This is a genomic window from Streptomyces candidus, from assembly GCF_014207445.1.
Lineage (GTDB): Bacteria > Actinomycetota > Actinomycetes > Streptomycetales > Streptomycetaceae > Streptomyces > Streptomyces candidus.
On the sequence record NZ_JACHEM010000005.1, the window covers coordinates 182635 to 194599 of the forward strand.

Below are 11965 nucleotides of genomic sequence, written 5' to 3' on the forward strand. Positions count from 1 at the left end.
AGCTCAAGAGAAACCGGCAACGGACGTGTGCTCAATTTGAGCGAAACGGTCGAGTTTTTGCGTTGCCGAGGACACAGGTTTCTACCGGCGCGTCGCTTTGTCAACGGCCGTGACAGTGGTGCGAGTTGCTGGGGGAGTCGGCGCAGGTCAGTCGTGGACGAGCACCGAGAATGGCAGGTGCATGTCATGTTCGCGCGGTACTCGCCCCGGTTTCCCGGAGTTCCACGGCCTCGGGAAACCGGGGATCCGGGGCCCGGGGGCCCGGGGGCGCGCTGGTGGCGGTTACCGGGGCGACGCCGCGGGCGGCTGCGCCGTCGAACCGCGGACGACGAGTTCCGGCTCGAAGAGAAGCTCGCCCGGGTACGTCTGCGCGCCCTGGATCTGGGTGCACAGCAGTTCCACCGCGGCACGCCCCATCGCCTCGATGGGCTGGCGAACGGTGGAGAGCGAGGGATCGGTGCAGTTCATGAAGGCCGAGTCGTCGAAGCCGACGACGGAGACGTCCGTGGGAACGTTCATTCCCCGTCGGCGGACGGCCCGGATGGCCCCCAGGGCCAGCGGGTCGCTCGCGCAGACGATGCCCGTCACCCCGCGTTCCAGCAGGCGGGCGGCGGACGCCTGGCCTCCCTCCAGGGAGAACATCGACCGTTCGACGAGTTCCTCGGGCAGTTCCGCGCCCGCCGAACGCGCCACCGCGCGCGCGGCGTCCAGTTTGCGCCGGGACGGAATGTGGTCGGAGGGTCCCAGGAGCAGGCCGATCCGCTCGTGCCCGAGGGATACCAGGTGGCGCCACGCCTGCTCGACGGCGACCGCGTCGTCGCAGGAGACGCAGGGGAAGTCGAGCCCCTCGATGGGGGCGTTGATCAGTACCACCGGGACCTGGCGCTCGGCGAGCAGCCGGTAGTGGTCGTGCGGCGCGTCGGCCTGGGCGAACAGTCCCCCGGCGAAGACGACCCCGGAGACCTGTTGCTGCAGCAGCAGCTCCACGTAGTCCGCCTCCGAGACCCCGCCCTTGGTCTGGGTGCACAGCACGGGCGTGAGGCCCTGTTGTGCCAGCGCCCCGCCGATCACCTCGGCGAACGCGGGGAAGATGGGGTTCTGGAGCTCGGGCAGGACGAGCCCGACGAGACGGGCGCGCTCGCCCCGCAGCTGGGTGGGGCGCTCGTAACCCAGTACGTCCAGCGCGGTCAGCACGGACTGGCGGGTCATCTCCGAGACACCCGGTTTACCGTTGAGCACACGGCTGACCGTGGCCTCGCTGACCCCCACCTTCTTGGCCACCTGGGCAAGTCGTCGCGTCATGCGCGCAAGCCTAACGCAAGCGGTGCAAGCCAGTTGCGTAATGTGCGTGGCCGCCCGGGTCGGACGAACGGATCCCGCGGACGACATGCAGAGGCGCTCCGCGGGGGCGTCCCCTCCCTCGCGCGGCAACGCCGTCTCCCAGCGGCCCGTCGTGACGCAGTCGTAATCTTGCAAGTTGCGATCGACTTATTGCGCGTCAATGTCGGAGGTCCTATGGTTGCGCAGCAATCAGGGCAGTGCTTGGGTGTCACCTCCGAGGAGCCGTAATGAAGCCCCGTAACCTCCCGATCCTTCTCACCGCAGGTCTCGTACTCAGCCTCTCGGCCTGCGGCGGCACCTCGTCGGACGCCAAGGCCGGAGACGTGGCCATCACCGTGGCGTGCCAGCCGGCGAAGACGGCCGCGAAGCAGCGCAAGGCGTGGGACGACGACATCGCCGCGTTCGAGAAGACGCACCCGGGCGTCAAGGTCAACAGCACCGATCAGCAGCCGTGCTTCGATCCGAAGACGTTCGCCGCGAAGCTGGCGGGCGGGCAGATGGAGACGGTCTTCATGGTCCCCGTCACCAACTACGCCGACGTGATCGCCAAGAAGCAGGCCAAGGACATCACCGGCGAAACAGGCCTGGTGAAGAACTTCGGCGACATCAAGCAGGACGTCCGGGACATGGTCACCAAGGACGGCAAGGTCTACGGGGTCCCCAACGTGAGCTACAGCGTCGGCCTCGTGTACAACCGCAAGCTCTTCACCCAGGCCGGCCTCGACCCGGACAGCCCGCCCAGGACGTGGGACGAGGTCCGCGCCGCGGCGAAGAAGATAGCCGGCCTGGGTCCCGGCTACGTCGGTTACGGCGAGTACGGCGGCGGCAACGTCGGCGGCTGGCACTTCGCGCAGGCCCTCTTCAGCCGCGGCGGCGAGATGACCGCCGACGGCAAGGCCGCCTTCAACAGCCCGGAGGGCAAAGCCGTGTTGCAGACCCTGCACGACATGCGCTGGCAGGACAACAGTGTCGGCAGCAAGGTGCTGATCGGCTGGGAAGCCCTGATGCAGCAGATGGCGGCGGGCCGGACGGGCATGATGCTCGGTGCGCCGGACGTCGTCACCGACCTGGTGCAGAAGTTCCAGGGCAGCGTCGACGCCTACGGCATCGCGGGCGTCCCCGGGGGCAAGGCCTCACTGACCGGCGGCGAGGCCTACATGATCAACCCCAAGGCGGACGCCGCGCAGACCAGGGCCGCCCTGCAGTGGATCGACTTCCAGTTCAACACGCCCGGCAAGGGCCGCCACGACTACGCCCGAGGCAAGGCCAACGGCGAGGCCGTGGGCGTCCCCAACAACGACTACATGGGCGACTCCCCGACCGGCAGAGCCCTCGCCAAGGCCCGTGAGGAGAACGCCGTACTGCCGACCAAGAACTACCGGTTCTACGTCGAGGCCGCCTCCGGCGTCGAGGCGAAGCTGGAGCCGCCGAAGGCGCAGGAGCTGTACGCGGTGCTCGACGTGCCCATGTCCGCCGTACTGACGCGGAAGAACGCCGACATCGACAAGCTGCTCGCGGACGCCGAGGCCAAGGCGAACTCGATCCTGGCCAAGGGCTGACGGCGCGGGTGCGGGGGCCGCCCGACGGACGGCCCCCGCACCGCCACGACAGCCGCTGAACCCCTGGCCGGAACCACAGCCGGTAGCCCAGGGCCGGGAACTCGGCCGGGAACTTGGAGATCACGATGGGAACCCTCACCATGGAGCCGCGACGGCAGGCCGCGCCGCGTCGCAGGCCACCGTCCAGACGCGGCCGCGCACTGCGCAGCAATCTGAGCGCCTACGGATTTCTGTGCGCGGCGCTGTTCTGCTTCGCGATGTTCGCGTGGTGGCCGATCGTCAAGGAAGTCCTCCTCAGCTTCCAGCAGACCAACCTCGTCGACGAGCCGACCTGGGTGGGCCTCGACAACTTCCGCACGGTGGTCGAGGATCCGGCGTTCGGACAGGCCTGGCGGAACACCCTGGTGTTCACACTGCTGGCCCTGGTGTGCGGCTTCGTCGTGCCCTTCGCCGTCGCGATCGTGCTCAACGAACTGCGGCACGCACGGGCGTACCTCCGGTTCGTGGTGTACCTGCCCGTGATGCTGCCGCCGATCGTTTCCGTCCTGCTGTTCCGCTGGTTCTACGATCCGGGCCCCGGGCTCTTCAACCAGGTCCTCGACGTCGTCGGGCTCCCCGCGCTGGCCTGGCTGGACTCCACCGACACCGCGCTGATCTCGCTGGTGATCGTCTCCACCTGGATGAACCTCGGCTCCGGGGTGCTGATCTACCTGGCGGCCCTGCAGAACATCCCCGGCGACCTGTACGAGGCCGCCGAACTCGACGGAGCGGGCATCCTCAAGCGGATCCGGCACGTCACGATCCCGCAGACACGGCTGATCCTGCTGCTGATGTTGATGCTCCAGATCGTGGCCACCATGCAGGTGTTCATCGAGCCGTACATGCTCACGGGCGGCGGACCGGAGAACGCGACGGTCACCGTCGCCTACCTGATGTACCAGTACGCCTTCGTCTACGGCGGAAATTACGGGGCCGGCAGCGCGCTCGGCCTGATGCTCATGATCGTCCTCCTGACAGTCGCCGCGGTCCAGCTCCGACTGACCCGCGACGAGAAGAGGTAGCCCGTGCTGAACGCAACTGCGCCTCCCGCAAGCAAAGATGAGCCGCGGGCGGCTGCACCCGCCGCGCCACCCGTGAGCGAGAAGAGCACAAGACGTCGCGGCGGGTGGGCCGAAGGGCATGCCCGGACCATCGTGTCCCCGCTTGAGCTGAAGTCCCGCTGGGGCCGGAAGATCTACTGGGCGCTGCTCGCTGCCGTGCTGATCGTGTTCACCCTGGTGTTCGTCTTTCCGCTCTACTGGATGATCACCGGCGCGATGAAGACGGGCGAGGAGATCGCCCGGATGCCGCCGTCCCTGTTCCCGAAGACGCCGGACTTCTCCGTCTTCGCCGACGCCTGGCAACTCTTCGACATGGGGCTGCTGCTCCGGAACACCCTGTACTACGCCCTCGGCGCATGGCTGTTCGCCCTCGCGGTGGACGTCACCGCCGCCTACGCGCTCTCCAAGCTCCGACCCATGTTCGGGAGCGTGATCCTGGGCGCCATGCTGGCCACCCTGATGATCCCGCCGATCGTCGTGATGATCCCCGCGTACATCACGGTGACGGACGTGCCCCTCTTAGGCTGGCAGCTGCTCAACTCGCCCTGGGCGATCTGGTTCCCCGTGGCTGCCAACGGCTTCAACATCTTCCTGCTGAAGCGCTTCTTCGACTCGATTCCCAACGAAATCCTCGAAGCGGCCGAGATCGACGGCGTACCTCCGTGGCGCGTCCTCGTGTCGATCATCCTGCCCATTTCCCGGCCCATCCTGGGCGTGGTGTCCATCTTCACCGTCGTCCTGGTCTTCAAGGACTTCGTCTGGCCGCTGCTCGTCCTTCCCGACAGCAGCAAGATGACGATCAGCGTAGGTCTGTCCCAGACCGCGGGAGCGGTGACGCAGAACCAGATCATGGCCGGTCTGGTGATCGCCAGTGTCCCGATGATCATCGTGTTCCTGTTCTTCCAGCGCAGCATCATGGCGGGTCTCACCGTCGGCAGCCTCAAGGGCTGACCATCCGTCAGTCCCCGCGGTGGTTCGCGTCCCTCATGCGGTCCGCGTCCCCCTTCCCGCCCCGTCTCCTCCGCGAGAACCGCCCCCTTCCCCGCCACCCCAAGCACTCCGTCGCCGGACCGCCCGTCGTTGCCCCCGCACAGGTCCGGCGGCGGAATCCCACCTGCCCGAAAGGACCGCCCCGTGGCAGCCGTTTCCTCACCCCGGCCCGAAGACTGGTGGCGCGACGCCGTCATCTACCAGGTGTACCCCCGAAGTTTCGTGGACGGCGACGGTGACGGAACCGGAGACCTCGCGGGCGCCCTCACCGCCCTCCCGTACCTCGCCGAACTCGGCGTCGACGCGGTCTGGTTCACCCCCTGGTACCTCTCCCCGATGGTCGACGGCGGGTACGACGTCGCCGACTACCGAACCATCGACCCGGCCTTCGGCACTCTCGACGACGCCGAAAAGCTCATCGCGGCAGCCGCCGAGCTCGGCATCCGCGTCATCGTCGACATCGTCCCCAACCACGTCTCCGACCAGCACGCCTGGTTCCGCGCCGCACTGGAGGCCGGACCGGGCAGCCTCGAGCGCGAGCTGTTCCACTTCCGCCCCGGCCGTGGCGAGGACGGCGAACTCCCGCCGAACGACTGGCCGTCGCAGTTCGCCGGCGACACCTGGACCCGGGTCCCCGACGGCGAGTGGTATCTCCATCTCTTCACCCCGCAGCAGCCCGACCTCAACTGGAGCCACCCCGCCGTCCGCCGCGAACACGAGGACGTGCTCCGCTTCTGGTTCGAACGCGGCGTCAGCGGGGTCCGCATCGACTCCGCCGCCCTCCTCGCCAAGCACCCCGACCTCCCCGACCTCGCCACCCCGTCCCCGGACGACGGCCCCGCGCCGGACGATGGCCCGCACCCGTACGTCGACCGCGACGAACTCCACGACATCTACCGCTCCTGGCGTGCACTCGCCGACGAGTACGGCGCCGTGTTCGTCGGCGAGGTCTGGCTCCCCGACGCCGAACGCTTCGCCCGCTATCTGCGGCCCGACGAACTGCACACCGCCTTCAACTTCAACTTCCTCGCCTGCCCCTGGGAGCCCGCCCGGCTGCGCCGCACCATCGACGACACCCTCGGGGAACACGCCCCCGTGCGGGCCCCCGCCACCTGGGTGCTCTGCAACCACGACGTCACCCGGACCGTCACCCGCTACGGCCGCGCCGACACCGGTTTCGACTTCGCGACGAAAGCCTTCGGCACCCCCACCGACCCCGACCTCGGCACCCGCCGCGCCCGCGCCGCCGCCCTCCTCACCCTCGCCCTGCCCGGGTCGGTCTACCTCTACCAGGGCGAGGAACTCGGCCTCCCCGAGGCGGACATCCCGCGCGACCGCATCGAGGACCCCATGCACGTGCGTTCCGGCGGCACCGACCCCGGCCGCGACGGCTGCCGGGTGCCGCTGCCGTGGAGCGCCGACGCCCCCCACTACGGCTTCGGCTCCCACACCGAACCCTGGCTGCCGCAGCCCGACGACTGGGCGCACTACGCCGTCGACCGTCAGAGCGCCGACCCCGCGTCGATGCTCACCCTCTACCGCACTGCTCTGCGCCTGCGCCGCGCCACCCGGGGCTTCGGCGACGGCCCGATGACCTGGCTGCCCGCTCCGGACGGGGTCCTCGCCTTTGCCCGCCCGTACGGCCTGGTCTGCGTGGTCAACCTCTCCGGCGGGCCCGTGGAGTTGCCCCCGTACGAACAACTGCTTCTGTCGAGCGCTCCGCTGGACGCGCACGGACACCTTCCGGACGACACCGCGGTGTGGCTGCGGACCTGAGCCGTCTCTTGTCCGCTCTCCGGGGCGGCACCCGCGAGGCGGAGTCCATGGTCGCGGCTGGGCAGAACTCCCCCGAGTGCCGGACATCGACAAGTGCGCTCCTGAGTGGCCCCTCGCGGTCGCGGGTCGCGCCGCGTGCGACCCGGGCGCCGTCCCCGTGCGGCGCGACCCCGTCCGTCCGCCGTCGGCCGGCCCCGCACGTGGGCCCGCCGGCGGTACGGTGAGATCAACAGGCCGCGGGCGCCTCGCCGTTGGACGGCTGGTGGCTGGTGGCGGCCCGCGTCGCGTTGAAGTTGGCGACGTAGGCGTCGTGGATGGCGGGGCTCTCGAACTGGAGCATTGTCTCGTCGCTCTGCCTCAACGAGTTGGTTGTCCAGTTGTGGCTGCCGGCCCACACGATCTTGCGGTCCGGGGCCCCGTAGTAGTGGCCCTCGACCAGCAGGTACTTGTCGTGGATCCAGGTGGCGTCCTTGGCGCAGTAGTACTTGGTGATGACGCCACCGTACGGGCTGCTCGTCCGGGCGAGCAGCTTCTCCAGGGACCTCTTCGCCAGGCCGTTGGCCGCGTCGTACGTCATGGCGACCTCGATGTAACACCCCTGCGCGTCGAGCTCATTGAGCTGGTCGGCGAGGTAGGGGCGGGAGAACTGGGTCATGCTGACCCGGATGCGGGTCCGGTGGGAGTCGGTCGTGCCGACGACGGAGTTTCCGTGGCACTTGACGTTGTCGAGGATCGTACTGACGGTGTCCTCGCTCGGGTCGCCGTAGAAGACGGAGTCGCTGGTTGCGGCGCGGGGAAAGAAGTGGATCTTTGCGTTGCCGGAGGCCAGGGGCGGTCGGCCGGTGTCGTAGTAGTTGTCGTTCGCGCGACGGGCGGCGAGGTCGTCGAAGTAGCTGTCGTAGGCGCGGTAGATGCCGTCGTTGCCGGCCAGGACGAGTGCGTTGTTCCAGCCCTTGGTCCCGTCCCGGCCGTCGTTCAGGTTGGCGGACGACTGGACGACGACGCGGGGCGTGCCCCGGGTCTCGGTGAACAGCACGAACTTGTTGTGCTGGATGGCGCTCACGTCGTTCATGGCCCGTGTGCCGACACAGCCTCGTCCGGATCCGCAGTTGATGGCCCAGGACTGCTTGGTGGTGTCGCTGCCGAGCGCGGCCACGAGGTTGGCGTACGGGGCCTGGTTCTCGGCGACGACCTTGTGGTCGAAGATCGCCTGGACGTGCACACCTCGGGCGTGCGCCTTGATCAGCGCGGCAGGGAACGTGCCCTCCTTCGCGTAGTACATGGCCACGCGGATCCGGGAACCCGCCGGCGCGCCGTCGACCAGCTCCACCTGCTTGTTGACTATCGCCCATCGTTGGGCAGCGGTGCCTATCGGGTTGTTGAAGACGGCCTGGGTCGTCACTTCCGCCGGCTCGGCCCCTGCCGGTGCGGCGGAGACCGGCAGGGTGATGGCGAGCAGAGCCGCGGCGATTGCGCAGAGGCGGGACGGGAACCTGATGTGCAAGAGAAGAACCCTTTCGAACGTGTCCGCGCGCATGCCGGGCGGCTGGCGGACGGCCATGATCATGGCACGCTCCACAGGCAGTCGAGGATTTTCGCGGCCGGTCGCCGCGGTACGGCGTTCAGTCGTTCGTTCCCCGTCCCCGTCCCCGTCCCCGTCCCCGTCCCCGTCCCCGTCCCCGTCCCCGTCCCCGTCCCCGTCCCCGTCCCCGCCCCCGTCCCCGCCCGTGTCGTGCGGCTGCCGCCCTGTCGCACAGGTGGGGCGCGATCCTGCCCGGGCACCCTCGGCCCGGTACCGACGCACGCATGGTGGCCTGGAGCAGCGAGATGCGGCGCATGTGTGCAAGGTCTGTCCTGTTTGCGGGTTGCTCCGGGTCGCGCGATGGTTGCAGTGTGGGGCGCGGCTCATTTCTCCAGGTCTTCGCCGGAGGCCGGGTGCAGGCGTGTGCGGGATGTGTTCCTGCGGCGGCGCAGTTCCGTGGTCCTCGGTGGCCCACCGCTTCCTGCCAGCGGGCCGCACACACAGCTGAGCCCGCGGAACGGACACTCCTCGTGAACTCCTCACCCGAAGATCTCCCCGGACGGCGTCCGCCGCACGTGGTCGACCTGCTGTTGAACTCCGAGAGCGTGGAGGACTTCCTGCACGGCCTGGCCGCCGCCGCGCTGGCGCACGCACCGGACGCGGACGGCTGCGGCATCACCCTGGAGACGGACAGCGGGTACGTCACCGTCACCAGCGTGGGAGGCAGTGCGCCCACCCTGGACGAGGAGCAGTACGGCCTGAACGACGGCCCGTGCCTTCAGGCCGTACGGACCGGCGAGGAAGTCCACGTCAAGGATCTGCTGGATGAGGAGCGGTGGGGTGCCTATCCCGCCCACGCGCTGGCAGCGGGGACCCGCTCGTCGCTGTCCTTGCCGGTCTCCGCGCATACGGACATCGCGGGTGCCCTGAACCTGTACTCGCCGCAGCCGGACGGGCTGGCCTCCAGCGATGTGGCCACCCTGCGGGCCCTGGCGGAACAGGCCACCGGCGCTCTCGCGCTGGCCCGCAAGATGACCAGGACCCGAGAGTTCGCCACGGACCTCCAGAACGCGATGCGCTACCGCGGGGTGATCGACCAGGCGGCCGGCATCATCATGGCGCAGCAGCGCTGTTCCGGCGAGCAGGCGTTCGCAGTGCTGCGCCGCGCCTCACAGAACCGCAACATCAAGCTCCGCGATCTGTGCACCGACCTCATCATCCGGGTCACCGGGCAGCCGCCCCACGACCCGCCCGAGCTCAGGCCCCCGCCCCCGGCGTGACGCCCCGGCGCGAGGTCCACCCGTGACCCCGGGCTCGCACTCGCACTCGGCCGCTGTCCGGGCGCCGGGCGATACCCCCGGAAGCGCGGCCCCCGGCCCCACGTACCGGGTGCGGCGGCGCAGCTCGACGTCCTTCCCGCAACCGAGCCGGACGCACGCGTGGCCCCCGGCAGGAACCCTTTCTCCTGCGAGGAGCCACGTGCGTCCGCTGTGCAGGGGCGACCGCGAGTCTGCGTCAGCGTGTGTGAGTGGTGCGGTGGGCGTTCCGGGTCAGCAGGACGCCCAGGGCGATCATGCCCAGACCCAGGACGAAATGGAGCCAGTTGTCCGCGCTGTTGACGGGGACGAAGTTCGCGGCACTGTCGTGGTCGATGAACAGTCCGTAGAGCCACAGCACGAGGTAGACGGCTCCGCCCACCAGCAGGTAACTGCGCGCGGTGGAGGCAGCACGTGCCATGGCGACTCCGGCGATGCCGAACAGCAGGTGGACGATGTTGTGCAGGATCGACACCTGGAAGATGCCCAGCAGTTTCGCCTCGGAGTGGTGCTCCGCGAACTTCATCGTGTCGTAGTCGGTCGTGACGCCCGGAATGAATCCGAGGACGCCCACCAGCAGGAAAACTGCGCCCACCAGCAGCGCGGCTTTCTGTACGGGGCTTTTCGCGGACGAAGCCGGAGTGTGCGCGGTAGTCATCGGACAGCACTTCCCCTCGTGAAGGCGAGTCGCCGCCCCGCTTTTACGGGGCGGGAATGCCGTGTACCCCTTTATCTCTCCTTTACTCGATCCTCGCCACTCGGCGGCATCCGAACTTGATATCGACCGGCCGGCGGTGCGGCCGCCGGACGGCCCGATCATCCGGCGGCGGGAGGCTGGCGGCAGTCGGCACAGGTGCGGCGCAGATCGCACCGGACCGCCAGGGCCGCGGCGGCCGGATTCCGCGTACCGCGCAGGCACTGGTCGTAACGTCGCGCCATGACCACTGCCGACGACACCCCTTACGAAATCCGTATCGCCGCCCGCGAGGACGCCGGGGCCCTCAAGGCGTTGGACGGTTCCTTCACCACGACCACTGTCTTTCACGTGGAGACCAGCGAGAACGGGTTCGCACTGCGCGAGTCCCTCATCGAGCCGCCCCTGACCAAGGTGTTCCCCGAGGACGATCAGGGCGACAGCGACGGAGACGACGAACGAGGGCGGGTCGACCAGAACAGCCGCACCTTCCTCGCCCTCGGCGCCGATGGATCCCTGGCGGGGTTCGTCTCCGTCGCGTACGCCCCCTGGAACCGCCGCCTCACCATTGAGGACATCGAGGTCGCCCCCGAGCACCGTGGGCGCGGCGTCGGCAGGGCGCTGGTGGGCCGGGCCGAAGGATTCGCGCGTGAACGGGGTGCCGGGCACATCTGGCTGGAGGTCACGAACGTCAACGTGCCCGCCGTCCGCGCCTACCGGCGGATGGGTTTCGTCCTCTGCGGCCTCGACACCTCGCTCTACGAGTTCACCGCCTCGGCCGGGGAGTACGCCCTCTACATGCGCAAGCCCTGTCGCCCACACCGACCGGCCCTCACCCCCAGCCCGACGGAGACTCCTCTCACAGCCGCACACCGCTCGGCAGAAAGCAGCACCTCTTGACCACAGCCCTCATCACAGGTGGCACGTCCGGTATCGGCGCGGCCTTCGCCCGGCGCCTCGCCGCGGACGGCCACGACCTCGTCCTCGTCGCCCGCAGCGCCGACGGTCTGCGGCAGGCCGCCGCCGGCCTCCGGACCCGCTACGGCATCCGGGTCGACACTCTCACCGCGGACCTCGTCACGCCCGACGGTTGCGCCCTGGTCGAAGATCGGCTGCGCACCAGCAGCATCGACATCCTCGTCAACAACGCGGGCCACAGCCTTCCCACGCCTTACCCCCGTAGCACTCTGGCCGACGAAGAAGAAATGCTCGACCTTCTCGTACGCGCCCCGCTGCGGCTCACCCACGCCGTCATCCCCGGGATGACCGAACGCCGGCGCGGAGCCATCCTCAACATCGCCTCCGTGGCGGGCCTCCTGCCCGCCGGCACCTACGGAGCGGCCAAGGCATGGCTGATCCGGTTCAGCGAATCCCTGCGCATCGACCTCGCCCCGCACGGGATACGCGTCCTGGCCGTCTGCCCGGGATTCACCCGGACCGGCGCGGCGCACATCCCCTCCGTGCCCCAGTGGATCTGGCTCGATGTCGACCAGGTCGTCGACCAGGCCATGAAGGATCTGCACCGACGACGCCCCGTCAGCGTCGCGGGCCGGCACTTCAAGCTCTACGCCACCGTCGTGCGTCACGCCCCCCGCCACCTCGCTGCCCGCATGGCACGCTCGCGTACACGTGGCAGCTGAGGACAGCCCCGGCGGGCCCCGGGCAAG

At 69.2% G+C, this 11965-nt stretch carries 10 protein-coding genes; 7 read left to right on the forward strand and 3 right to left on the reverse strand.

Annotated features, from left to right (window positions below):
- Positions 1-282 precede the first annotated feature (282 nt).
- On the reverse strand, positions 283-1302 hold the full coding sequence (locus HNQ79_RS11830) for a LacI family DNA-binding transcriptional regulator (protein WP_185029807.1): 1020 nt from the start codon (positions 1300-1302) through the stop codon (positions 283-285).
- A 266-nt stretch (positions 1303-1568) separates the two neighbouring features.
- Between HNQ79_RS11830 and HNQ79_RS11835 the strand changes: the two genes are divergently transcribed.
- The 4 genes from HNQ79_RS11835 to HNQ79_RS11850 all read left to right on the forward strand — a co-directional run bounded on the left by HNQ79_RS11835 (position 1569) and on the right by HNQ79_RS11850 (position 6766).
- A complete protein-coding gene (locus tag HNQ79_RS11835) occupies positions 1569-2900 on the forward strand; it encodes an ABC transporter substrate-binding protein (protein WP_185029809.1) in 1332 nt (443 codons plus the stop codon).
- Positions 2901-3025: 125 nt separating this feature from the next.
- Positions 3026-3961, forward strand: coding sequence for a carbohydrate ABC transporter permease (locus HNQ79_RS11840; RefSeq protein WP_373312528.1), 936 nt, complete (start codon positions 3026-3028; stop codon positions 3959-3961).
- A 72-nt stretch (positions 3962-4033) separates the two neighbouring features.
- Positions 4034-4951: a carbohydrate ABC transporter permease gene (locus tag HNQ79_RS11845; protein ID WP_373312529.1), complete on the forward strand. Its 918-nt coding sequence runs from the start codon at positions 4034-4036 to the stop codon at positions 4949-4951.
- Positions 4952-5134: 183 nt separating this feature from the next.
- Positions 5135-6766 (forward strand): glycoside hydrolase family 13 protein, encoded by a 1632-nt coding sequence (locus HNQ79_RS11850; RefSeq protein ID WP_185029812.1) that lies wholly within the window; start codon positions 5135-5137, stop codon positions 6764-6766.
- 226 nt (positions 6767-6992) lie between these two features.
- Here the strand turns inward: HNQ79_RS11850 and HNQ79_RS11855 are convergent, their stop codons facing one another.
- A complete protein-coding gene (locus HNQ79_RS11855; protein WP_185029814.1) occupies positions 6993-8333 on the reverse strand; it encodes a phospholipase D-like domain-containing protein in 1341 nt (446 codons plus the stop codon).
- Positions 8334-8818: 485 nt separating this feature from the next.
- Here HNQ79_RS11855 and HNQ79_RS11860 point away from each other — a divergent pair, with 485 nt between their 5' ends.
- Positions 8819-9568 carry a GAF and ANTAR domain-containing protein gene (locus HNQ79_RS11860; protein WP_229923389.1) on the forward strand — a complete coding sequence of 250 codons (750 nt, stop codon included), beginning with the start codon at positions 8819-8821 and terminating at the stop codon, positions 9566-9568.
- Between the two features lie 235 nt (positions 9569-9803).
- Here the strand turns inward: HNQ79_RS11860 and HNQ79_RS11865 are convergent, their stop codons facing one another.
- A complete protein-coding gene (locus HNQ79_RS11865; protein ID WP_185029818.1) occupies positions 9804-10262 on the reverse strand; it encodes a DUF4383 domain-containing protein in 459 nt (152 codons plus the stop codon).
- A 279-nt stretch (positions 10263-10541) separates the two neighbouring features.
- Between HNQ79_RS11865 and HNQ79_RS11870 the strand changes: the two genes are divergently transcribed.
- Entirely contained in the window at positions 10542-11198 is a 657-nt protein-coding gene (locus HNQ79_RS11870; protein WP_185029820.1) for a GNAT family N-acetyltransferase, read from the forward strand.
- Complete coding sequence (locus HNQ79_RS11875) at positions 11195-11938, forward strand: SDR family NAD(P)-dependent oxidoreductase (RefSeq protein ID WP_185029822.1); 744 nt, start codon at positions 11195-11197, stop codon at positions 11936-11938. Before HNQ79_RS11870 ends, HNQ79_RS11875 begins: the two co-directional genes overlap by 4 nt.
- Positions 11939-11965 lie beyond the last annotated feature (27 nt).

Excerpts from the sequence above, each read along its gene's own strand:
- HNQ79_RS11830 (WP_185029807.1), bottom strand. The coding sequence starts at position 1,302 with ATGACGCGACGACTTGCCCAGGTGGCCAAGAAGGTGGGGGTCAGCGAG.
- HNQ79_RS11835 (WP_185029809.1), top strand. The coding sequence starts at position 1,569 with ATGAAGCCCCGTAACCTCCCGATCCTTCTCACCGCAGGTCTCGTACTC.
- HNQ79_RS11840 (WP_373312528.1), top strand. The coding sequence starts at position 3,026 with ATGGGAACCCTCACCATGGAGCCGCGACGGCAGGCCGCGCCGCGTCGC.
- HNQ79_RS11855 (WP_185029814.1), bottom strand. The coding sequence starts at position 8,333 with ATGATCATGGCCGTCCGCCAGCCGCCCGGCATGCGCGCGGACACGTTC.
- HNQ79_RS11865 (WP_185029818.1), bottom strand. The coding sequence starts at position 10,262 with ATGACTACCGCGCACACTCCGGCTTCGTCCGCGAAAAGCCCCGTACAG.
- HNQ79_RS11870 (WP_185029820.1), top strand. The coding sequence starts at position 10,542 with ATGACCACTGCCGACGACACCCCTTACGAAATCCGTATCGCCGCCCGC.